Below are 23554 nucleotides of genomic sequence, written 5' to 3'. Positions count from 1 at the left end.
AAGCACCCTGTCCATACCTCGGTATGATCAGGATGCCCAACTATAAGGTTTAACATTCGGCTGCGTAACCCTTCACCATGGACACAAACAGCTTAACACCTGTCTGCATGGCGTCCTCGTCAAAATCAAACATCGGGTGATGATGTGGATACACTGCATTTTTCTCTGCATTGCCTGCACCGACAAACATGAAGCATCCCGGAACCTTTTGCAAATAATATGCAAAGTCTTCTGCCGGCATCAGCATAGGAGAGTTCTGAACCCGATCCGCACCAAATGTCGCTTCAGCCTCGCGGAAGAACCGCGCTGTCTCTCGCTCATCATTAACAACGGGAGGGTAGCCCATAATGTATTTCACCTGAGTCTCTGCACCATAAGCAGCCCCAGTCTGCGCTACCATCGCAAGCACACGTTCCTTCATTGCGTTTCGAGTCTCTTCATCAAAGGTCCGCACCGTGCCGCTTAATTTGCACTGTTCGGCAATAACATTCTGCGCCGAGCCCGCTTGCATCGTACCAATCGTCAGCACAGCCGGGCGTAACGGATCAACCGAGCGGCTGACTACCGTCTGCAGCTGCATGACAAGGGCAGAGCCAGCGACTACACTATCTACTGTAGCTTGGGGCATCCCGCCGTGACCGCCTTTACCTTTGATATCAATATAAAAATCATCGGCCGCCGCCATCATTGGTCCTGCTGTGCTTGCAACCACACCTACAGGAATTGGCGTCCACAGATGGATTCCGTAGATAACGTCTACCCCTTCCAGCGCTCCGTCTGCGATTACTTGAACAGCACCGCCTGGAAGCAGTTCCTCAGCCGGCTGGAACAGAAAGCGGATTTCTCCCTGCACCTCCTGCCTGTGACGGCTGAAATATAACGCTGTTCCAAGCAGCATTGAAATATGACCATCATGACCACAGGCATGCATAGCCCCAGCCTGCTGAGAAGCATATGCTACATTTTTCTCGTCCTGAATAGGCAGTGCATCCATATCCGCCCGCAGCATCACAACAGGTCCTGGCCTGTCTCCACGCAGTACACCAATTACTCCATGACCGCCTACATGTCGTTTAACCTCAATACCAAAGCTCTCCAGCATATCTGCCACAAAAGAGGATGTTTTCTCCTCATGAAAGGAAACCTCAGGATTGCGATGAAGGTGACGCCGCCATTCCACCATGTGGATCTGCAGATCTTCCCACCATATATTCGTTGTCATGTAACCCCATCCTTTCGATCATTAACGGCACTTTTCACAGTAGCTAACCTTCCTCTTCAAACCTGTTGCAGTATATTGTAGCAGAATTGCATGAAATCCGATACGAAAGGCCTTTGGAAAGCTTGCACGGGAAGGTGAAACATACTATCATAAACTAGAGTAACATACGAGAAATATACTCGGAAGCTTATGAGGAGGATCAAACGCTTATGATTTTTGAGAACACAGGCTTGGATGGCTTGAAAAGCGACTTGGCATACCTGGATGAGAGCGCCGAGAAAGTCGGATTTGTCCGGTGGCAGTGGGAATATTACCGTGCTACATATGACTACAAAATCGAAGACGAACAAACTAACTCAGAATACTTTGTACGCATTAATACGCGCGCGGTAGAAGGCAAGCTTGAGAAACCTGATACGGTTCTGGCCGTTGAAGCCGTTTATCTCGGCAAAGCCACTTTTCCGCATGGACTTGATTACGACTCTTCCGTTCCGCAGCCAGTCGTGAAGCTGGCGACCCAAAAATTACAGCAGCTCAAAGAACTGCTCGAAGCTTAGGCGGGCCTGCTATGAAACAACAAAAGGCCCAGACGAGAACGAAGAGAGGCACGCCGGATTTTCAACTGCTAATCCTCACTTTATTGTTGGTGGGCTTTGGACTGGTGATGGTATTCAGCTCCAGTTCCAGCATTGCAATTGCAAGCAAAAGTTTTAACAACGATGCCCTTTACTTCACGAAAAAACAACTTATGTGGGCGATTATCGGTCTGTTTGGCATGTTTTTTGCCATGAACATCCGCTTTAACAAGTACAAAAAACTGTATGCTCCCTTTTTCCTGTTCACCACGGCGCTGCTGCTGCTCGTACTGATTACAGGAAAAGTGCTGAACGGTGCAAAAAGCTGGATTCATCTGTTCGGATTCAGTCTACAGCCTGCAGAATTTGCAAAAATCGCTATCATTCTTTATTTGGCTGCATTGATCACCAAAAAAGGGGAACGTTTCCGTGATTTCAAAACCGGTTATTTCCCTGTGTTAATTATCGTCGGCTTTATCGCAGGTTTAATCATGCTGCAGCCTGACTTCGGCACCTGCTTCATCCTGGTGTCCACCTGCGGTCTTGTTATTTATGCCGGCGGAGCCAGTATGAAACACATTCTCGGCTCCATTCTGCTCGTAGTGCTTGGTGGAGGTCTTGCTTTTGGCGCAAATGCCCTGTTCTCCTCTATGTCTCCAAGCGCTCCCGCACTGGATGCCGCAACAACAGTGACAGCCGAACAGAACTACAAAATCGGTCGGATTCAGGCTTTCCTCAATCCATTGTCTGATATTAACGGTGGAAGTCTTAACCTCTACCGCTCTCTTGTAGCTATTGGTGACGGCGGCGTTACAGGCTCGGGACTTGGACAAGGAACCATGAAGCTGCATTATTTGCCTAATGCCTATAATGACTTTATTTTCTCCGTGATCGGAGAGGAGCTCGGCTTTATTGGTAGTACCCTGTTCCTGCTGGTATATTTATATTTTATCTGGCGGGGAATCATTGTCTCGCTGCGGTGTCCTGATCCGTTTGGTACACTGGTGGGTATAGGGATTATGGGACTGATCGCGATCCAGGCCTTCATCAATATCGGAGGGGTCACTCAAACGATCCCTGTAACGGGGGTTACCCTTCCGTTTATCAGTTATGGGGGAACGTCACTCTTCGTCATGATGGTCGCGATGGGAATTGTACTGAGCATCTCACGCACGAACAACCTTGAAGCCATCAAAGAAGAAAAAACCAAATCGGTGACGGTTCAAACGCGCACATCTCCTGCACTTCGTTCCCGAGACTCTATTCGCCGGGTTCGATAAGGCTGGATAAGTGTAAAAAAAAGACTTTGCATCAGTTGATGCAGAGTCTTTTTTATAGGGTCATCTTTTACAGGTCGTCGCCTCGGAAAGATACACCTTCGACCTTTACGTTGACTTCAACGACACGTAATCCGGTCATCGTCTCTACCGCTTCTCTCACATTCTGTTGAAGCATACGTGAAACTTCATGAATCGGGGTTTCGTACAGGACGATGATGCGCAGATCAATGGCTGCTTCCAGCTGGCCGACCTCAACGCTCACGCCCTTCTGCACGTTTTTACCACTGAGACGCTTCGCCCAGCCCTCTGACAAACCTCCAGACATTGCGGCGATTCCAGGCGTTTCCATTGCAGCCATTCCAGCAATTTTCGCAACCACGTCATCGGCAATCCGGATGTTTCCGCTCTCCAATTGAAGTTGTTCTGCCATGCCACATCCTCCTTCACTTCGTTACTCGTATTTTAAATCGTTTCGACCCCAAAAAGCAAATTTAACTGAAAAAGATGCGTTTACAACCTGCCACCATTTGGTTATATTGAAATATGAAATTAATCGCATAGGTACGTTACGTCATTTTCCAAACAAAATAAGTACATAACCGAGGTGTTTTTTGTGAGAAACCGGATTTCATCCTATTTGCTGATTGCATTTTTTGTACTCAGCGCCATCGCCCACTACATGAAATGGGATTCGATTCTGCAGTTCGTTTTATCTGCCATTTCGGTTATTTTTGTCGCCGGCTTTTTAGGCAAGGCTACCGAAAATGTTGCCCATTATGCCGGACAGCGGCTGGGTGGATTTCTGAATGCTACGTTTGGCAACGCGGCTGAGCTGATCATCGCCATTTTCCTTGTCAAAGAGGGCCTGTTCGACATGGTCAAGGCCAGTCTGACCGGGTCAATTATCGGGAACCTGCTGCTTGTGCTTGGACTCAGTATTTTCGCCGGAGGTCTGAAGTTTAAAATTCAGAACTACAACGTATCCCTTGCGGGGCTAAACGGCTCCTTGATGATTGTTGCCATCATCGCTTTGTTTGTTCCGGCTGTCTTCCTGAACACCCACTCCATCACACAGCGGGATACGAATACACTCAGTCTCATCGTTGCGGGTTTGCTCATTGCCGCTTACATCGCGTGGCTGCTGTTTTCCATGGTTACGCACAAAAGCTACCTTGCAGATGTAACTGACGATAATGATGAGGAACTGCCTCATGAGCATGCACCGGAGTGGTCGAAGAAAAAGTCCATTCTGTATCTCGTCATCGCAACGGTCATGGTTGCTTTTGTCAGTGAATGGCTGGTCGGCACTCTGGAAGTATTCACTTCCGAGTTTGGTCTGAGCGAGCTGTTCGTCGGTGCATTCCTCGTGGCAATTATCGGGAATGCAGCTGAGCATAGCGCCGCTATCATGCTTGCGATGAAAAATAAAATCGGGGCAGCGGTGGAAATTGCGGTAGGCAGCAGCTTGCAGATCGCCTTGTTTGTCGCCCCTGTGCTTATCTTTGTCAGTTACTTTACCGGGCGTACAATGGACATCGTGTTTACCACCATTGAGCTGGTTGCGATCGGCGTGTCTGTGTTCATAGCCAAGTCGATCACACAGGACGGCTCCACCAACTGGTACGAAGGCTTGCTGCTGCTTGTGGTATATGTCATTCTGGGTGTCTCCTTCTTCCTTGTCTAATTGGACAGATGCCCTGTTTCCACCGCGCTGTCTCATATGAACATCTTGAGCTGACACTACTCAAAAAAGGCATCTATGGGAAACTCATTCCTGATAGATGCCTTTTTTGAATTCACATCATCCTTTTATCTCATACAAAAAAAGCATGCAACGAACATGTGCATGCCTTCTATACTGACCCGCGCGACGCAGGCTATTGCTCATTCTTCTTGTTCAGTGCTTCATATAAAATGGCCAGATTCCGTTCAAGCGCGCTAACCATCTGCTTCCCTGTACCTTCTGGAAGGAGCCCTGCACGAACAGCAAAATCCACTTCCTTGGAGAACCCATACATCTGTGTATCCAATACTTCCTCATAGAGAGGGCAGTAGCGGGTAGCCAGATTCTCCATCTGTACTTCGATAAGCTTCTGTATTTTATCTGCATCTTCTTGAAGAAGACTGATTGCTTTCAGGTTCAGCTGGTCCTGCAGATCAGATGAAGTCATGCATCATTTCCCCCCTATGTCCCAAAAATCGCGTAAAGACGTTCTACATCTAATATTAGACGAAATGAAGAGCTAATACAAGAACCTGACCAAAATAAGCACACAAGCTATAAGTAACTCGCGACCATTCTGTGCTCTGCACTCTTTACACGTTGCGGAACTCTCCCCACAATGTTTTTCTTTATTAAAAAACACCCCTGCCCTAAAGCAGAGGTGTTCTTAAACGTTGTTATTCAGAAGCGATGTTTACATTCAGACCATGCTTGGCGAATACTTCGGACATTGCCGCCTTCGCCTCATCAGCATCCGGGCCATGAACGTGCAGCTCATAGCTGTGAGTGCTGATCAGTGTTGTAAACAAACCCAGAATACTTTTTACGTCGATATACTTGTTCTCTGAATGAAGCACGATTGAAGAAGTAAACTTGCCTGCTGTTTGAGCAATTTCTACTACAGCCGCATTATTACTCGACATAGGAATCCCTCCGTCTTTTTACTTTAGTATCATCTATTAATTACCACTACATGATACCGTGAATCCGCTTTCCTAGCAACTGCAAAATGCAGTTCCTATTTCAACTGTTCCGGATTCAAACATTCCAGCTCAGGAATGACGAAAATGCCATCTTTACGAATCAGCACATCATCAAAATAAATCTCCCCACCGCCGTAGTCCGGGCGCTGAATCAATACGAGATCCCAGTGAATGGATGAACGGTTTCCGTTATCTGTTTCTTCATATGCCTGACCAGGCGTAAAATGCAGGCTGCCTGCAATTTTTTCGTCAAACAAAATATCTTTCATCGGGTGCAGAATGTGAGGGTTGAATCCGATAGCGAACTCACCGATATGGCGCGCGCCTTCATCCGAATCCAGAATTTCATTCAGACGTTTCGTATCATTGCTGGATGCTTCAACAATTTTACCGTCTTTAAACGTAAATTTAATATTCTCGAACGTAACTCCGTTATACAGTGTTGGTGTATTATAACTGATCGTACCGTTCACGGAATCGCGAACAGGCGCGCTATACACCTCGCCATCGGGAATATTTTTTTGCCCGGAGCATTTCTCTGCACCGATGTCTTTGATCGAGAAGCTCAGATCTGTTCCCGGTCCTGTAATCCGCACTTTGTCCGTGCGTTTCATGAGACTCGCGAGTGAATCCTGTGCTTTGTCCATTTTCGCATAATCCAGGTTGCATACGTCAAAGTAGAAGTCTTCAAATGCTTCCGTGCTTGTATTGGCGAGTTGTGCCATGCTTGCGTTCGGATAACGAAGCACCACCCATTTCGTATGTTTGACACGCTGCTCGCTATGTACCGGATGGGAGTATAGAGCATTGTACAGCTTCATTTTTTCTTCCGGCACATCGGACAGATCGTTTACATTCTCTCCGGCACGAATACCGATGTAACACTGCATTTGTTTCATACGGTTCAGATCAATCTCCGCCCACGTTTTCATCATCTCTTCTGTAGCATTTTTGAGCATCGCACGTTGAACCGTTCTATCCGTCAATTGCACGAAAACGTTACCGCCTTTTTTGCCCACTTCCTCAATAATGGCATTCATCAGATCACGCTCTGATCCAATCATCTCAACCAATACATTTTCACCGGGCTGTACATCAACAGAATAACCTACCAGGTTTGCTGCAAGCTTCTGAATTCTAGGGTCCTTCATATGATAAATCCTCCTGTCATATGCCATTCAATGAATTGAACAACGGTAAATTACGTTACTATTGTAGCACGCACCAGGCATCCCGTCAGCAGGCAGTCACAGGTTTTAATTTATTGATATGATTTGAAATTGACATCGGTGACCAGTGCCTCCACATTATTTCGGTTGCTGTTATCTTTATACTTCATCTGACTTTCCGAAGAAAGGCGCATGGGCAAGCTTGTTTTACGATCCACTGTAAGGTGGTACACCGTATGCACCTCCGCCTTCTCGAACATCTTCTGCATGGAGGTCTCTCCCTGCTGCCACACCTTCTGCAGCTCCTCCTCCAGCTTTCCCTGATTCGCACCTTTTACCTGAACCGCCTTATGCATATAATCTGCCCGAATCGCATTCATCTCGTCGGTCAACTGGCTTGCCGCCCAAGCTTTGGCATCCTCCGGCGCGAGTTCAATGCGTAATATTCGCGTTTGACGCCCCGATCCATATTCGGATTGAATCGTTTTTTTCATCGTATCAATCTGCTCCAGTTGAGCAATGGGATTGAAACGGGATAGTGATCCACGCAATGGTTCATGCTCCGCCGCCAGAGCATTCCATTTTCCTTTTTTCCGCTTATACGAGGCACTGAAGCCACCTGGTTGTCCGTTATGGTTAACTGCATTCATGGAGATGCCTGAACCTGCTGCAGTCACCGAGCCTGGCAAACGGGTCTGCAGCGTCAGCCGGTCATGCTCCTCAAGCTTTCCTTCGAATTTGAACTGATTTTCAAACATTGCGCTGTTTTCTCGCCGTAGTCCTGCCTCCCCTTCAAACGTCATCGTCTCCTTCCCCGCTATGCCGGATAAGGCCATAGCAAAGATCTCTTCCGGTGTCCGATCCTTCTGGAGTATGCCGCAGCCCGGAACGACTGCCAGCATAACACACAAGGTTAACAACAAAGTCCGCATCAACTGACGGCTCACCATATGCAATCCACCTTTCGGTCATTTTCTCCATAGATTGCCCCCACCGTATACACTTATACTACAAAAAAAAGAGAACCGACTCCGCAAGCGGGAATAGCTCTCTCTTAACGTGTGACTTCCTGCTCTTCGATAACAATTCGATTTCGTCCCCCGTTCTTGGCACTGTACAGTGCCATATCTGCACGGTAAAACAGGGACTCCACACTTACCCTCTCGTCCATCCAGTTCCATTCCGCAATACCACTTGACACTGTCACAGACGGCCGGGTCTCGGCCTCCACTCGTGTACGAATCATCTCAGCATAAGCAAGCGCCTGATGAATTCCGATCTGCGGCATGTAGATGGCAAGCTCTTCCCCACCCCACCTTGCACATATATCCTCAGGCCGAACCGAACTGGTGACAATGTCACTCACTTGCTTCAATACCTGATCTCCGGTCTGGTGACCGAAGGTATCATTCACCTGTTTGAACTGGTCGATATCAACGACAACCAATGAACCGCAGTAATCATGAGCCTGACGCTCGTGAATGATGTTATCCAGATAGTGTCTTACATACAGTCCTGTTAACATATCCAGATTAGCCAGACGTCGTACTTCTGCATGCAAGGTCGCATTCGTTATCGCAAGGCCGAGATGAATGGATAACATCTGGAGCAGGCGATAATTGTCATAGGAGAAAAAATGCTCCCGTTCATGGGCCAGCAAAATTGCACTCTTCACCTGACCATCTACCCGGATTGGAGCTGCAATCAAAGACATCGCGCCAGTAAGCTCCATAAAGCTGGAGGTAACTTTGTCAAATTGCGTATAATCGGATATGATTAACGGCTCTTCCGTCTGATACATATAACCAGCAATGCCGGAGTCCACCGGATACGTTTTATGACTGATTTCTTTAACATTGGTGGACATGACCTCAAACCGGTTCGTATTGTCATTTAATCGCAAAATGCAGCAAAAATCAGCTTGAAACGTGTGCTTGAGCTCTTGCCCGGAAAATTGATAAATTTCCGTCAATTGCAAACTTTTATTGAGACGCTGTGTGAGATCATTGATTACACGAAGTTCCTGGATGAGCATATGGGACTGTTCATGCAATTTAGCATTTTCAAAAGCAGTCCCGGCCGTATCCGCCATCATTGCAATGAGCTGCAGATCGGAATCCTCTATCAATTCCTCATTCATCTCGATATGAAAGACACCATAGATGCCTTGTTTGCCTTTCAGCGGCAAGCCCACTTCAATGATACGCCTCTCCATTCCTTCAGATCGGGAAACGATCAGCTTGCCCTCCATAAAGGATCGAACGCAAATGTCCTCTCCACGCTCCTGCACAAGCAGCGGCTTGATCCTTGGGTTAAAATTCCTTTGATCCTGAGACATATACAGCATAATGTTCGCTGAAGGATAGAGATAATCCATACTTACAAAAACCTCGTCTAATATGGCTCCGACATCCATCTTGTCATGCATGCGCTGTACAATCTGAAAAAGAATAGATCTTCGGTGTTCCTCGCGTGCTGTTTGTTCGTGTGCATGCAGCAAATCCGTCATAAATATGTATTCGAATCTTCGGTAAAAGCAAGTACGATAGTGCAATGCCTCAGATCGAACTACAGCTTCTGAAGTTTCGGATAAGCTGGATTCAAAAACCAGAGCAATGAACACGGCAAACAAATCTCTATTTGTTCTCGAGAATAACGGCTCTGCAATAAGCAGATAGTCTCCTTGTATGCTGGTCCCGCTTCGGGACAGCGTACTTTTCTTCTCCGCACATTCCAAAGCCAGCAAACGTACATTGATGGCTGGATCGAACTCCTGACCGGGGTCCTCCCCGACGCACTCACCTTCTGTACTCCATACACTGTATACAGTAAACGTCCTGTCCAGTGGGGCATCCACCTGGCTTGTCCAATCATTGTACGCTTGCCCTAACAAACTGCTTAAATATGAAAAGTCAAAAGGGGTAATGTCCATTTTTTGCATCCACAACGCGTGATCATCATGAGATGGCGACACATTAAACGATGTGGAATCGCCCGCACTTCGCGAGTTCAGGCTGGCAGGTATACTTCTTAGATGTTCCAACATGTCAGGCGCTCCTTTGCACCGTTTTTGCATCCGGGTGGATGCATTAATCTGCATTTAGCTATCGCAAATCTGCAAAACAATCGCGAAACCTTGGTACACAAGATTGTTTAAAGTTAAGATACCATCTATTTTACTCTCTTTAAAGCATTTTTGCATCCATATTTCAGAAAATTGTCCCATTATTTTAGGCCCAATGACCTATCGACAAATTTAGACTATTTTCTGACTTTATCTATTACTTGACTTTGATGCTTACAGAATGTAGAATAAATTGTTGATGAAGACTACTTCGGTGTCTTTAAATTTGGGCGTTACCGGTTGTGTCACCCTCATTCTTTTTGTTGCTTTCAGGACAGCGGCTGAACTTTCCTGATTGTTCTATGCGAGGCCAAGCCCGCATCAACAAATTGGAGCGCAAACAGAGCCCTATATGAACTTTAACTAAAAAGGAGCTACTTTAAACATGGCACGTTACACTGGTCCTAAATTTAAATTGAGCCGTCGCCTCGGCATTTCCCTGAGCGGAACAGGCAAAGAATTGAAACGCCCTTTCCCTCCAGGTCAGCACGGAGCTAACCAACGCAGAAAAATGAGCAACTACGGTATGCAGTTGCAAGAAAAACAAAAATTGCGCCACATGTACGGTTTGGGTGAAAAACAATTCCGCACATTGTTCTCCAAAGCGCAAAAAATGCAAGGTATTGCCGGTGAGAACTTCATGTTCTTGCTTGAGTGCCGCCTTGACAACCTCGTTTACCGTCTTGGCTTTGCTAACTCCCGCGCTGGAGCGCGTCAATTGGTAGCACACGGTCACGTAACTGTAAACGGCAAAAAAGTCGATATCGCTTCTTACCAGGTAAACCCTGGCGATGTGATTGGCTTGCGTGAAAGAAGCCGCGGTTTGTCTTCCGTTAAGGAAGCTCTGGAAAACCGTACGCATCTTCCAGCATACGTTGAATACAACGAAGCAGCTGTAGAAGGTAAATTCATTCGCTTGCCTGAGCGTGCTGAATTGTCCCAAGACATCGATGAAAAACAAATCGTCGAGTTCTACAACCGTTAATCGTTGCACCACAACACAAAGACAACTGCTTGAGAATTTCTCGGCAGTTGTTTTTGTGTCTTTTTTTGTTTTTTCATAGCTTATCTTCATTATTAACCTTTACATAACGATATTATCATTAAAGATAAATACAGATTGATCATTAGAAAACATTTCATAAAGACATCGTGGGGGGCTGCATATGCAATTTTTGAGACATACCAAACTGGGGGTAAAACTTGGCGTGCTGCTTGGGGTGGTACTCCTCTGTTCAATCGGGGCGTTAATCGCTTTTAACACCAAAGCCATCTATGACAAAAGCCTGCAATACGGCGAGTCTGTTGCGGCACAATCCGCAAATGCAGCAGTAAACGATTTTATGGGCGATATCAATCAGTTAAGAAGCTCCTTGGACAGCCTCGGTACAACCATCGTTGATGCAGCTAAAAACGGGTCGATGAGCCGTGAAGATATCGTTCGTATTTTGGAGGAGCATCTGAAGAAGGATGACAAGGTATTCGGGATTTATACCGGCTTTGAGCCAAATGCCTTTGACGGTAAAGACGCCGAGCATGTCAACAAAAGCAAGTATGATGATGCGACCGGACGGTTTATCCCTTATATCGTGCGAGATGGTAACTCGTTACATTACGAGCCGCTGACCACCTACGAAGGAGCAGGTGACACAAGTAAATATTATCAGCAGCCCAAGGCCACCAAAGCATTGTACTGGACTGAACCTACAACCTACAAGGTAGCCGGCAAAGAAATCTCTCTCGTCTCCATTGTTCTCCCGCTCCTGGACGAGAATAATACATTCCTGGGCATTATCGGAGTTGATTTTACAATTGATCGCTTTCAGCAAAATATCGCCGCCCTTAACCCTGACCAAGGATATGCGATGTTGATTACCAGCGGAGGGCGCATTGCAGCCCACGGCTCCAGGCCCGAGCTTGTCAAGGAAAACGCTCAGGTCTCAGCGGATACCCAAGCCGTTATTCAGCGTATTACAGCAGGCGAGTCTGGATTCTACAGTTCAATTGACAATGCCAAGCCAGATTTGTTTATCGCTGAGCCGGCGAAAATGCCTGGACTTGAATCAAGCTGGTTTCTGGTATCCGCCTTGCCCAAAGATGTCATTCTGAAGCCGTTCTACGAAAGCCTGAAGTGGTCTGTGATTATCGCTATATTCGCAGTGCTTCTGCTTGCCGGCGTTGTGACGTATACCATCCTCTCCATTGTGAAGCAATTAAACCGTGTAAATGTGGTTGCCGGGCAGCTGGCAGGTGGAGATCTGACACAAAAATTACCTGTAAGATCGAAGGATGAATTCGGAGTTATGGCTGTTCATATGAATGACATGATGACTACGCTGCGCCATACCATCTCCGTTATTTCCGAGCATGCCTTATCTGTAGGTTCAACTTCACAGCAACTGACAGCCGGTGCGGAAGATACAAGCAAAGCTGCCGAGCAGATGGCACTCACGGGACTCGAGGTATCCAAAAAGGCTGAGAAGCAGGTCGAAGAGCTGCAGCATTCCTCCCGCTCGATGAATGAAATATCCACAGGGATCGGAAAGATAGCAGATGCCGCTGCCGAGGTAAGCCAGGCCTCCAGATCGGTCACAGAACGAACTTCTTCTGGTACTGACAAGATGAAGGCAGCTATGGATATGGTTGAACGTGCGAATTCTTCTGTCCAGTCCTCCATGACCGCGCTGGAGCATTTCCAGCAGCGCTCGGAGGAAATTGGACGAATTACAGGTATGATTACGGAAGTCAGTCGTCAAACCAATCTGCTCGCACTTAATGCTTCTATAGAAGCTTCGCGTGCGGGTGAACACGGACGCGGATTCGGTGTAGTCGCTGCCGAGATTCGCAAGCTTGCTGAACAGTCCAATCAATCGGCCTCCGACATTGCAACGTTGATCCAATCGGTGCAGCATGAGGTTCGAGCTATTGTGGACAATATGGAAACGGGAAGTGCTGAAGTAACTCACATCGCAGAAGTAATGAATGAGAGCGGTGAGCTTTTCTTATCCATCTCCTCCCAGATTGCCGACGTGAACGAGCAGATTGAGCAAGTTTCCACCATCGCCAAGCAGATGTCAGACGAATCGCAGCAAGTCGACTCCTCTCTAGAACACCTTAAAGTGATCGGTCATGAAACGGCCGACCATGCCAATCAGGTGGCTTCCGCTTCCGAGAAGCAGCTGGCATCTATGGAGGAAATCACTGCCGCCTCCGCTGCTCTGGCACATCTCACTCAGGAGCTGCTTGAACTCATCCAGCGTTTCAGAACGTAATGACAGCTATAATGTAATATTCTTCTGTAATAAAATGTAATATTTTTCTGTAACACATGGGAGCTCTTATCTCTCCAAAGCTGTCCTGCTCTCATGCAGTGACAGCCTTTTTCCTTTGTTTTTCAACTCATGAAATGTCCCCCGATATCACATGCTATATAGCATAATCCATGCCAGATTGGCAAATTTCGACCAATACTTGTATTTCTCAGGCATGCAAACGGACCTTTTTATGCTATAATAAGTGCTGTTAAAAGGAGGAAGACACTGAATGGGTGATGTTACTAAGAAAAAGCCTGAAGAGCAGCCTGTACGCAAGCGTAGCTTTGCTCGCAGACTGGGCAGCTTCGTTCTATGGATGGCTGTGCTTGGATTAATGGGCGTACTGTTCGCGGGCGGTGCTCTGATGGGTTACGTCAGTTCCATCGTCAAAGACGAACCCGTGCGTTCCAGGGCCCTGATCGAACAAAAAGTCAGCGAAAACTCCATCACAGGCTTTGCTTATTTTTCCGACGGCAGTCCGATTGGTCAGCTGCGTACGGAAGAAGATCGGCGTCCGGTCACTTTTGACCAGATTCCACAAAAAGTTATTGATGCCGTTGTTTCGATTGAAGACAATCATTTTTACGAACATAAAGGTGTAGATATGAGCGGAACGCTCCGTGCCGTGAAACAGAAAGTGCTGAAAGAATCAGTGCAAACAGGCGGCAGTACACTTACACAGCAACTAGCAAGACGTGTATTTTTAAATCTGGATCGTACGGAAGATCGTAAGGTGAAGGAAATTTTGTTATCTCTCCGATTGGAACGTTTTCTGACCAAAGACGAGATTATGACAGCTTATCTGAACAAAGTACCTTTCGGTAATGGCTCAAGCGGTTACAACGTATATGGGATCAAAGCAGCGGCCAAGGGACTATTTAATATTAATGATCTGGATAAAATCAACACGGCTCAGGCGGCTTATCTGGCCGGCTTGCCACAGCTGCCCTCCTCCTACTCCGCCTTTAATGGTAAAGGTGACTTTGTAGAGGACAATTTTGACCGCGCCATCAATCGTCAGCATCTCGTTCTTCGCCGAATGCTCGAACTTGGAAAAATTTCACAATCTGAGTACAATGAAGCTCTTGCCTTTGATATTAAAAGCTCGCTCGCACCAAAAACCGTTAAAGCTTATAATACTTATCCATACCTTATGATGGAAACGGAACGTCAGGCAGCACAGATTTTGATGCAGCAGCTGAGTGAGAACAAAACGAAGGCCGTGAGCAAAAGTACAGATGCTGAAACCTCCTCCAAGGAGAACAGCGCATTGCTGGAGGAAGCACAATCCCAGCTGCGTACTGGCGGGTATCGCGTCTATACAACGATTAACAAAAATATTTACAAAACGATGCGTACGATTGCCGAGGATGACAGCAATTTCTCTGCGGATGATCCTGTCAAAGGAAAAGAGCAAACCGCTGCCATGCTCATCAATCACAAAACAGGTGCTATTCTGGGCATGATTGAAGGTCGCAGCTTCAAAGACGAGCAGATGAACTATGCAACACAGATGGTCCGTCAGCCTGGTTCAACAATGAAGCCGATTGCCGCCTACTTGCCAGCTCTGGAGGAAGGTCTTATTCAACCCGCCTCCATTATTGATGATTCACCAATCATCCTTAAAGACGGCTCTAGCGGCTACCATATTGCCAAAAATGCGAACAACCGCTACCAAGGTCTGGTAACAGCCCGCAGAGCATTGAATTACTCGCTGAACATTCCGGCCCTAAAACTTTTCAATGAGGAAGTTGGAATCGACAAAGCCTGGGCTTTTGCGAAAAAGCTTGGAATTACGACGATTCAGAAGCAGGATTATCAGGCACAGACAGGTGTTCTTGGCGGACTTCAATATGGTGTAACGGTTGAAGAGCTGACAAGTGCCTATGGTGCGATTGCCAATAAAGGTGTATACAATGACTCCTATATGATCAGCAAAATTGTCGATTCCAAAGGTAAGATCGTATACCAGCATGATCGTGAGCCTGTGCAGGCGTTCTCGGAGCAAACAGCCTATCTGATGACAGATATGCTGCGTACCGTCATCACTGAAGGTACAGCCGATAAAGTGCGGGAAAACTACAAGTACAGATCAAGTGTACCGATTGTGGGTAAAACAGGCTCCACTCAAAACTATGCGGATGTCTGGTTTGAAGGTTACACGCCAGATGTTACGCTCGGTGTATGGGTCGGTTATAAACAGCCGATTAACACACTGGAGACCAAGTCACAACGAAAACGCGCTCAGCAGCTCTGGGCAAAAATCATGAATGAAGTCGTGGAAACACAGAAGGATCTTTTCGTGACCAATTCATTCAAAAAACCGTCAGGCATCGAAACCCGGACGGTGTCTGCATACAGCGGCAAGCTGCCAACATCGCTGACTGATAAATTTGTTACTGACATTTTCAACAGCAAATTTATTCCGAAGGAGAGCGATGATGCTGTTGCTAAAGCAAAATATATTACGTACAATGGTGTTAATTATATCCCTCGAGATGAAACACCTAATGATATGTTGAGAGAAAAAACGGTTATCAAACGCAAAAAGCCAATCTCGGATCTCATCAAAGAATTGCAAAATGCTTTTAAACGGATGAGCCGTCACGAGTCACTGGCCTATTACCTGCCAGAAGATGCTGGTGCTGATCTGCCGACAGAGGTTGATCCGCGTACCGATAACGGCAAAGCCCCTGATGCACCTGGCAACGTACGTCTCTCGATCTCGGGAGAGCGTGCAACGATCACATTTAATGCTACACCTGAAAGTGATGTCGTTGGTTATCGCCTCTATCGCTCAGTCAACGGTGCCGGCTTCCAGAACCAAGGCCAGGTCGTGCTGACAGGTGAGTCCAGATCGTTCTCTGCTTACGCAACATTAAGCGGCAACTTTGCATTCTATGTCACAGCTGTAGACGTTGCAGGCAGGGAATCTGCACCAAGTGCAATTGTAAGCAGTGCAGGTGTTACTCCGCCTCAGACCGAGGTCAAGGAACCAATTGAAGTCCCGGGCACTGTGGTAACACCAGGAGAGGCAGTGAATGACAATGCACCAACAGCCGTTCCAGGCACACCAGGTCAAGTCGGTGTCTCTGCGCTCTCCCAAGGCCTTCGGATTCAATGGTCATCCAATCCGGAAGCAGACAAGGTACAAAGTTACGCAGTCTATTACAGTGAGACAGGTTCGGGAGCTTACACCAAAATCGGAACAACCTCCGGTACAAGTATGGATTATGGTGTACCCTCATCCACCAGCGGCTGGTTCAAAGTATCTGCCATCAACAGTGTCGGCGAATCGGACGCTTCCGTAGCGGTACATTATCAGCCTTGATATGACGCTCTCTCTGAGTCCTCATATCCACAATAAACAAGCCGCATGTCCAGTGAGTTGAGTACACTGGACATGCGGCTTGTTCGTGTTATACAAGGTGTAAGCATGCTTGTTTTTGTTTTGTGCGTCATCACATGATTCGCGATACCTTCGCTAACCGTTAGCTAGTTTAGCTACCGCTTCTCTTCAATAACATGCAACTGAAGCCTGGTTCACGCTTTACGCATGAGCCAGGCCTCTGTTCTTTCAAGCGAGCCGTTCCATCTGCTCAGATAATCAGTAAGTGATCAATCTTCGATTGTAGACAAGTCACCGGTTGGCAAATCAAGCTCCCATGCTTTTAATACACGACGCATAATTTTGCCTGAACGTGTCTTCGGCAGCTTCTCCTTAAACTCAATCTCGCGCGGGGCTGCGTGAGCGGACAAACCTTCTTTGACAAATCGATAGATTTCTTCCTTTAGCTCCGGGGTGGCCTCATACCCTTCACGGAGCGCGACAAACGCTTTGATGATTTCCCCCCGGGTTAAGTCCGGTTTGCCAATAACACCCGCCTCAGCAACTGCTGGGTGCTCTACCAGCTTGCTCTCCACCTCAAACGGCCCAATTCGCTCGCCAGAGGAGTTGATCACATCATCAATACGTCCCTGGAACCAGAAGTAGCCATCCTCATCCATGTAGGCCGAATCCCCGGATACATACCAGCCTGTTAGCCTGAAATACTCCTCATATTTGGCTGGATTGTTCCAGATCTTGGCCATCATGGACGGCCATGGTGCACGAATGGCAAGATTGCCCATGCTGTATGGTGGAAGCTCCTGTCCCCGGTCATCAATAATGGCTGCTTCGATGCCCGGCAGAGGACGTCCCATCGAACCCGGCTTAATCGGCATACCCGGGTAGTTACAGATTAATTGTGCCCCCGTCTCAGTCATCCACCACGTATCATGAATTCGCTGGCCGTAAGCCTTCCAGCCCCAACGTACCACCTCAGGGTTGAGTGGTTCGCCTACCGACATCACATGGCGCAAGCTGCTCAGATCATGCTGCGCAATCGTCTCATCCCCGGCACCCATGAGCATACGGAACGCTGTAGGAGCACTATACCATACACTTACCTTGTTTTTCTCAATCGTACTGTACCAATCCTGTGGACTGAACCGGCCGCCGCGGATCACATTGGTTACTCCGTTCAGCCAAGGCGCAAAAATGCCGTAAGAAGTGCCTGTTACCCAGCCCGGATCGGCGGTACACCAGTATACGTCATTCTCTCGCAGGTCAAGCACTACCTTGCCTGTATAATAATGCTGAATCATCGCATTCTGGACGTGATACACACCCTTTGGTTTCCCGGTAGAACCGGACGTATAATGAATCAGCAGTCCATCCTCACGCGTCAGCCATTCAACCTCGATATCATCTGCAGCAGCCGCCATTTCTGCATCAAAATCAATCAGTCCCGCATCAGACTGCGGACCACCGCCGACGACAAAAATATGCTTCAAGTCCGGCAATTCGGAACGTTTAATTCGTCCCAGCAGCTCCGGTGTCGTCACCAGTGCCACAGCTCCACTGTCTTCCAACCGATCCTTCACCGCCGTTTCCATGAAAGCTTCAAACAAGGGACCAGCTACAGCCCCTACTTTCAGAATACCCAGCAGACTGAAATACAGCTCTGGACTTCGCGGCATAAAAATAAAGACACGATCTCCTTTGGCTACGCCATATTTACGCAGTACATTACCAAAGCGACTGGACTGCTCGCTTAGATCAGCGAATGTGTATGCTTCCTCACGGGAGGCGTCGCTGTATAGCAGTGCTGTCTTCCCGCCTCTGCCTTCCAGTACATGGCGATCAATCGCCTCATGTGCCATATTCACTTTTCCGCTGGCGTGCCACGTAAAGTGCCTTTCTACCGTTTCCCAATCGAACCGGCTTCTAGCTTCCGTATAATCGCCCAGATTCGACTCAGACACCACCGTTTGCAGCATCTCATTATGTGCTTGACTCATGCTTGCCAGCCTCCTTCAACTCGACATTCGATTCCCGACAGGGTTGCTTCGTATTGCCTTTGTGTTGACTGAACTTCCAGTTAGCGCTTACATTAGTAGAGAGAAAACTACTTTCACGTACTTGCCTGACCCAACTGATGCACATAAACGGTGTTGAATTGTGAACAATTTTTGTCAACGCAATTATATCAAATTTGATCAAACATCGTCTATGGCTTTTCAACTTTTCGATTGTTTGCTATAAGTAGGGGGAGAAAGGAGTATGAACCATGGAGCATATCAAGGAGCATCATATGCGTTCCATCTTCAAGTCCGACCACCGAATTACGGTTGAGGGCCCTGTGCATGCCGACCAGATTAGACGTATGGCTTTCCATGCCGATCTGGATGCCTTCCGGCGTCCGGCAGAACAGCAGGAGGCTCTTGCCGAGATTGCTGATTTACCTGAAGGACGCATTATTATCGCACATGAGAATGACGTCATTATCGGCTATGTTACGTTCCATTACGCAGATGAATGCGAACGCTGGTCCGAGGGCAACATGACGGATCTGATTGAGCTTGGGGCCATTGAAGTTGCAGATGAATACCGTTCCCTTGGAGTCGGACGTGAAATGCTGCTTACTGCGATGGAAGACAAGTACATGGAGAAGTATATTATTTTCACGACAGAATTTTATTGGCATTGGGACCTGAAGGGCAGCGGACTGAACGTATGGGACTACCGTAAAATGATGGAGCGGCTGATGCAGAACATTGATATGACCTGGTATGCCACGGATGATCCTGAAATCTGCTCTCACCCCGCGAACTGCCTGATGGTTCGTATCGGTAATCAAGTCCCTATGAGCTCGGAAGAACAATTTGACCGAGTGCGCTTCCGTCATCGATTTATGTATTAACACGAAACGAAGTGTCGCTCATTTTATTTCATTTTATACATAAAAACCGCCTTGCAGAACATTCTCCATCTGAACGGAAGTGGCTCTGAGAGGCGGTTTATATATGAGAATCACATATGTTCAAGCATATGCTCCACAATGCGGTGGGAACGCTGTGAAGACTCTACGGTGAATTCGGCAAAATTGACATGTGCGGAACCATCAGCCTTGTCAGACATGCTGCGGAGTACAACAAAAGGTACACGGTTCATATAACATACCTGAGCGACGGCTGCCCCCTCCATCTCGGCACACGCTCCATCCATCTCCGTGTACAGCATATTCACGGTCTCTTTGCTCGCGATAAACTGATCCCCTGACAACACCTTGCCGATGCGGTAAAGGGCCCCCTGTGCTTTGCAGGCTTCCTCGGCCAGCGCAATCAGTGAAGCCTCGGCTGGAAATGCTGATGTTTCCTGATATGGAATTACTCCACGCTCGAATCCCAGCGGCGTTACGTCCATGTCATGCTGTACACATACCGAAGAAATCACCATATCTCCAATGTTCAGGTCGGGATGTACCGCTCCGGCTACACCTGTGAAGATGACACGATTCACTTGAAAACGATCAATCAGAATCTGCGTCGTTACCGCCGCATTGACTTTCCCTACGCCTGACTTGCACACAACAATCTGCTTGCCAAGCCACTCGCCAGCAACATACGTAATGCCCGTCTGCTTCACCGTTTCATGCTGTTTCATCCCTTGAAGCAAAAGCTCTACTTCTTCATCCATAGCACCCATAATGCCTATCGTTTCACGCATTGTTGTTTCCTCCCTGTTTGCAATTCAGTCATCCTGTATGTGAAATCAACGCATGTTCACCAAGCCGTTTTCAGCACAAAAGCCCCGTTTCCGGAGCTTATGCACAACCAAACTCTATGTAGAGAGAATGCCTTCTCCCTTTCTTTTACTTCAGCAAATAAACGAATTAACCTGCGTGGCTTACAGACAGACGGAGAATCGTTTCATGCGGCAAAATCACTCTCGGATTCTCCACATTTTCCTTCTTCATCAGCTTGGTCAGCAAACGCATCGCTACCGCACCCAGATCATACATCGGCTGGGCTACTGTCGTTAACTGCGGACGTACCATAGAAGCCATACGGATGTTGTCCACACTAATGATCGAGAAGTCATCCGGCACTTTCAGCCCGTCATCCTGAATGCTGTGAATGGCACCAATCGCCATTTCGTCTGTTGCTGCAAAGATTGCTGTCGGCTTTTTCTTGAGTCCAAGGAAATATTTCATCGCTTCCACACCGGATTCATAACGATAGTTACCGATCCGCACCAGATCCTCCTGGTATTCAATGCCTGCAGCTTCCAGTGCTTTCTTGTAACCTTGGAAACGTGCAAATCCGTTAGCAGGGTCCTGCAGTGTACCACTGATCATTGCAATTTCTCTGTGACCATGGCGAATGAGCGTGTTGACTGCATCAAAAGCTGCTGCTTCATGGTCAATATCAACAGAAGGGAATGTGCCCTTCTCATCACTTGTCGCACACAATACAATCGGCACCGCTGCAGATTGGAACGCTTGAATGTGTTCATCCGTTACCGTTCCCCCCATGAAGAGCAGACCGTCTACTTGTTTCTCCAGCAATGTGTTGATTACACGAATTTCTTTTTCTTTCTTTTTGTCCGCATTACATAGAATAATGTTGTAATGGTACATATTCGCAATATCTTCAATCCCGCGAGCAATCTCCGCAAAGGTCGAGTTCGAAATGTCCGGAATCACGACTCCGACCGTAGTCGTTTTTTTACTAGCCAGACCACGGGCTACCGCATTCGGGCGATATCCAAGTCGTTCAATTGCTTCGTATACTTTTTTCCGCGTCTGCGGTTTGACATTAGGGTTATTGTTGACTACCCGTGATACCGTTGCCATAGACACTCCAGCTTCACGTGCCACATCATAAATGGTTACCGTCACAGTACTTCGCTCCATTACCAGTAAATTTTCATTCCATTTTCATTAAGATTTATATTACGACAAATTATAGCATTAATCAATTAAAATAGGCTCTAAGCCTCACTTAAAATGTTAGCAAGCGTCCTGCTGGTAATCTGTGAATGGGAAGTATGCCATATAGGCATGCCATTTTTGACCAGAATGACCTGGGGCGATTCGTGCTTCACATTCAGCTTCTCTGCCGCTTCATTAGATACAGGGCGGTCTTCTACCACGTAAATCATGCCATATTTCACGCTTTCATTCGGAGCGTTATGCAAATAATCTTTCATCTCCTGGTAAGCATGCGCACTGATTGGACAGCGGGTGCTATGCTTGAACAGAAGCAAGGGTTGATCCTCCGTTGCCTGCACTGCGGAGTTTAGCTGTTCAATACTTGTCATTCTAGTCATGTCAGCCATTCGTTATACATCCCCCTTTATCAGCAATACCGCCATGTTGAGCGTTTTCACTCTCCGATATCTTAACAAAAAGTGAGCAAAAAATCCAATTTTCATGAAAGCAAGCATTGGGCACGTCAAAACTAGACGGCATTTGAGAAATGCGCCCGCCACACAAACCCGGACAATTGTCCCAGTCTGCGCTGGGTGTCTTCCATCCACGCTTCGTCTTCGGCTTTGTGAGCGTATCCCATAATATCCAGCAGTAGATTGATTCGCTCTTGCACGGCCTCTTTCATTCGATATTCCATCTCCTGATCGCTTGCATCCGGCCAGGCGAGCAGCTGTTCATGAAACAGATCGGCCAGTTCATTTTGCTCTGCAAACGAAAGATCCTGCTTCGCAGGGCGTTCCCCGAGCTTGCTGATACATTCGGTCAGATCCGGTTTCACCGGCTGCAGCACTTCATAGGCTACACACGCTGTACACGCAAAGACGGGTACATTGCGTATTTCTACCTTTTTGGCGTATACCACCGTTCTTAATTCCAATTCCATTACATGTCCACATCTGCACGACTTACGCACTATCCTTCACCTCATTCAACTCTGCTCTCTATATAAGTACCATTCGACCTATTTCTGCTTAAATCCTGCTGTAAACTAAAGGTTGCACAAATTACCACTGTCACCAGATGAAGGCTGTCGAAACTCAGACATTACTGGATTGGAAACGGTACATTGATGTAAACGTTATGCTGTGTATGAAGCAGAGCAACGAATCTGTTACAATATACAGTACGATGAAAGGACAACTATCCCAGGCAACAGGAAGGAGCAACAACAATGAGATTAACAGGACGAAAAATCATTGCACTGGTCGATGAAGAATTCGAGGATCTGGAGCTGTGGTACCCGGTGCACCGGGTTCGCGAGGAAGGTGCGGAAGTACATCTGGCTGGTGAGCAAAAAGGTAAAACATACATCGGCAAATACGGTGTGCCCGCTGTCGCTGAATACGGCTTCGATGAGCTCAGCAGTTCCGATTATGATGGAATACTGGTGCCAGGCGGCTGGGCCCCTGACAAATTACGACGTTATTCCAAGGTGCTGGAGCTTGTGAAGGAAATGCATGCAGACCGCAAGCCCATCGGACAAATCTGTCATGCAGGCTGGGTGCTGATCTCTGCGAAAATACTGGATGGCGTTACAGTTACATCTACACCGGGTATTCGGGATGACATGGAAAACGCAGGGGCGATCTGGAAGGATGAAGCCGTCATTGTGGATGGACATATTATCTCGGCTCGACGTCCACCTGATCTTCCTCCGTATGGAAAGGCATTCTGTGATGCACTTGCTGCCCTGCCAGCAAAGTAAAAGGTTGAAATGACGCTAGCGAGATCAAGGTGCGCGAGCAAGACACAATCGAGTAGGAGGCTACCCATTAGTTGAGTAGCCGACCTCTCACACCACCGTACGTACCGTTCGGTATACGGCGGTTCAACCGCTTGCGTGCAA

20 protein-coding genes are annotated in these 23554 nt (G+C 47.4%); 8 read left to right on the top strand and 12 right to left on the bottom strand.

The features are described 5' to 3' along the window. Window positions 1-49: 49 nt before the first annotated feature. The gene (locus tag HNR77_RS18605; protein ID WP_184187536.1) at window positions 50-1222 is read right to left on the bottom strand and encodes a M20 metallopeptidase family protein; all 1173 of its coding nucleotides are present in this window, start codon (window positions 1220-1222) and stop codon (window positions 50-52) included. 209 nt (window positions 1223-1431) lie between these two features. Between HNR77_RS18605 and HNR77_RS18600 the strand changes: the two genes are divergently transcribed. Both HNR77_RS18600 and ftsW read left to right on the top strand, forming a co-directional pair. Next, on the top strand, window positions 1432-1779 hold the full coding sequence (locus tag HNR77_RS18600; protein WP_090923657.1) for a YugN family protein: 348 nt from the start codon (window positions 1432-1434) through the stop codon (window positions 1777-1779). A gap of 11 nt (window positions 1780-1790) precedes the next feature. Next, on the top strand, window positions 1791-3077 hold the full coding sequence (ftsW, locus tag HNR77_RS18595; RefSeq protein WP_184187533.1) for a putative lipid II flippase FtsW: 1287 nt from the start codon (window positions 1791-1793) through the stop codon (window positions 3075-3077). A 67-nt stretch (window positions 3078-3144) separates the two neighbouring features. Here the strand turns inward: ftsW and HNR77_RS18590 are convergent, their stop codons facing one another. Then, a complete protein-coding gene (locus HNR77_RS18590) occupies window positions 3145-3507 on the bottom strand; it encodes an Asp23/Gls24 family envelope stress response protein (protein WP_105410238.1) in 363 nt (120 codons plus the stop codon). 183 nt (window positions 3508-3690) lie between these two features. Between HNR77_RS18590 and cax the strand changes: the two genes are divergently transcribed. Then, window positions 3691-4761, top strand: a complete 1071-nt coding sequence (cax, locus tag HNR77_RS18585) for a calcium/proton exchanger (RefSeq protein WP_184187530.1) — start codon at window positions 3691-3693, stop codon at window positions 4759-4761. 193 nt (window positions 4762-4954) lie between these two features. On the opposite strand, the gene HNR77_RS18580 is transcribed toward cax, so the two are convergent. The 5 genes from HNR77_RS18580 to HNR77_RS18560 form a co-directional block, all read right to left on the bottom strand. Then, on the bottom strand, window positions 4955-5248 hold the full coding sequence (locus tag HNR77_RS18580) for an Fpa/YlaN family protein (RefSeq protein WP_111271074.1): 294 nt from the start codon (window positions 5246-5248) through the stop codon (window positions 4955-4957). A gap of 229 nt (window positions 5249-5477) precedes the next feature. Then, entirely contained in the window at window positions 5478-5723 is a 246-nt protein-coding gene (locus HNR77_RS18575; protein WP_090923662.1) for an HPr family phosphocarrier protein, read from the bottom strand. Between the two features lie 95 nt (window positions 5724-5818). Continuing rightward, complete coding sequence (locus HNR77_RS18570; RefSeq protein WP_184187527.1) at window positions 5819-6934, bottom strand: aminopeptidase; 1116 nt, start codon at window positions 6932-6934, stop codon at window positions 5819-5821. A gap of 110 nt (window positions 6935-7044) precedes the next feature. Then, entirely contained in the window at window positions 7045-7899 is an 855-nt protein-coding gene (locus HNR77_RS18565; protein WP_184187523.1) for a hypothetical protein, read from the bottom strand. Window positions 7900-8006: 107 nt separating this feature from the next. Further along, entirely contained in the window at window positions 8007-9998 is a 1992-nt protein-coding gene (locus tag HNR77_RS18560; RefSeq protein WP_184187520.1) for a sensor domain-containing diguanylate cyclase, read from the bottom strand. A gap of 463 nt (window positions 9999-10461) precedes the next feature. Between HNR77_RS18560 and rpsD the strand changes: the two genes are divergently transcribed. The 3 genes from rpsD to HNR77_RS18545 all read left to right on the top strand — a co-directional run bounded on the left by rpsD (window position 10462) and on the right by HNR77_RS18545 (window position 16721). Further along, a complete protein-coding gene (gene rpsD / locus HNR77_RS18555) occupies window positions 10462-11061 on the top strand; it encodes a 30S ribosomal protein S4 (protein WP_184187517.1) in 600 nt (199 codons plus the stop codon). Window positions 11062-11242: 181 nt separating this feature from the next. Beyond that, on the top strand, window positions 11243-13348 hold the full coding sequence (locus HNR77_RS18550) for a methyl-accepting chemotaxis protein (RefSeq protein WP_184187514.1): 2106 nt from the start codon (window positions 11243-11245) through the stop codon (window positions 13346-13348). A gap of 271 nt (window positions 13349-13619) precedes the next feature. Continuing rightward, window positions 13620-16721: a transglycosylase domain-containing protein gene (locus HNR77_RS18545; protein ID WP_184187511.1), complete on the top strand. Its 3102-nt coding sequence runs from the start codon at window positions 13620-13622 to the stop codon at window positions 16719-16721. Window positions 16722-17008: 287 nt separating this feature from the next. Here HNR77_RS18545 and acsA read toward each other — a convergent pair whose 3' ends face one another. Next, window positions 17009-18733, bottom strand: coding sequence for an acetate--CoA ligase (gene acsA / locus HNR77_RS18540; protein WP_184187507.1), 1725 nt, complete (start codon window positions 18731-18733; stop codon window positions 17009-17011). A gap of 269 nt (window positions 18734-19002) precedes the next feature. Here acsA and HNR77_RS18535 point away from each other — a divergent pair, with 269 nt between their 5' ends. Continuing rightward, window positions 19003-19635, top strand: coding sequence for a GNAT family N-acetyltransferase (locus HNR77_RS18535; protein WP_184187504.1), 633 nt, complete (start codon window positions 19003-19005; stop codon window positions 19633-19635). A 110-nt stretch (window positions 19636-19745) separates the two neighbouring features. Here the strand turns inward: HNR77_RS18535 and HNR77_RS18530 are convergent, their stop codons facing one another. The 4 genes from HNR77_RS18530 to HNR77_RS18515 form a co-directional block, all read right to left on the bottom strand. Beyond that, window positions 19746-20441, bottom strand: a complete 696-nt coding sequence (locus HNR77_RS18530; RefSeq protein WP_184187502.1) for a 5'-methylthioadenosine/adenosylhomocysteine nucleosidase — start codon at window positions 20439-20441, stop codon at window positions 19746-19748. Window positions 20442-20607: 166 nt separating this feature from the next. Continuing rightward, window positions 20608-21615: a catabolite control protein A gene (gene ccpA, locus HNR77_RS18525; RefSeq protein ID WP_110898550.1), complete on the bottom strand. Its 1008-nt coding sequence runs from the start codon at window positions 21613-21615 to the stop codon at window positions 20608-20610. Window positions 21616-21707: 92 nt separating this feature from the next. Next, on the bottom strand, window positions 21708-22055 hold the full coding sequence (ytxJ, locus tag HNR77_RS18520; RefSeq protein ID WP_184187499.1) for a bacillithiol system redox-active protein YtxJ: 348 nt from the start codon (window positions 22053-22055) through the stop codon (window positions 21708-21710). Between the two features lie 122 nt (window positions 22056-22177). Continuing rightward, on the bottom strand, window positions 22178-22591 hold the full coding sequence (locus tag HNR77_RS18515; protein WP_184187496.1) for a hypothetical protein: 414 nt from the start codon (window positions 22589-22591) through the stop codon (window positions 22178-22180). Between the two features lie 288 nt (window positions 22592-22879). On the opposite strand from HNR77_RS18515, the gene HNR77_RS18510 reads away from it, so the two are divergent. Beyond that, window positions 22880-23413 carry a type 1 glutamine amidotransferase domain-containing protein gene (locus tag HNR77_RS18510; RefSeq protein ID WP_184187493.1) on the top strand — a complete coding sequence of 178 codons (534 nt, stop codon included), beginning with the start codon at window positions 22880-22882 and terminating at the stop codon, window positions 23411-23413. The last annotated feature ends 141 nt before the right edge of the window (window positions 23414-23554 follow it).

The organism is Paenibacillus sp. JGP012, assembly GCF_014203995.1.
In the GTDB taxonomy this organism is placed as follows: Bacteria; Bacillota; Bacilli; order Paenibacillales; family Paenibacillaceae; genus Paenibacillus; species Paenibacillus silvae.
This window is presented reverse-complemented; position numbering and strand designations above follow the sequence as displayed.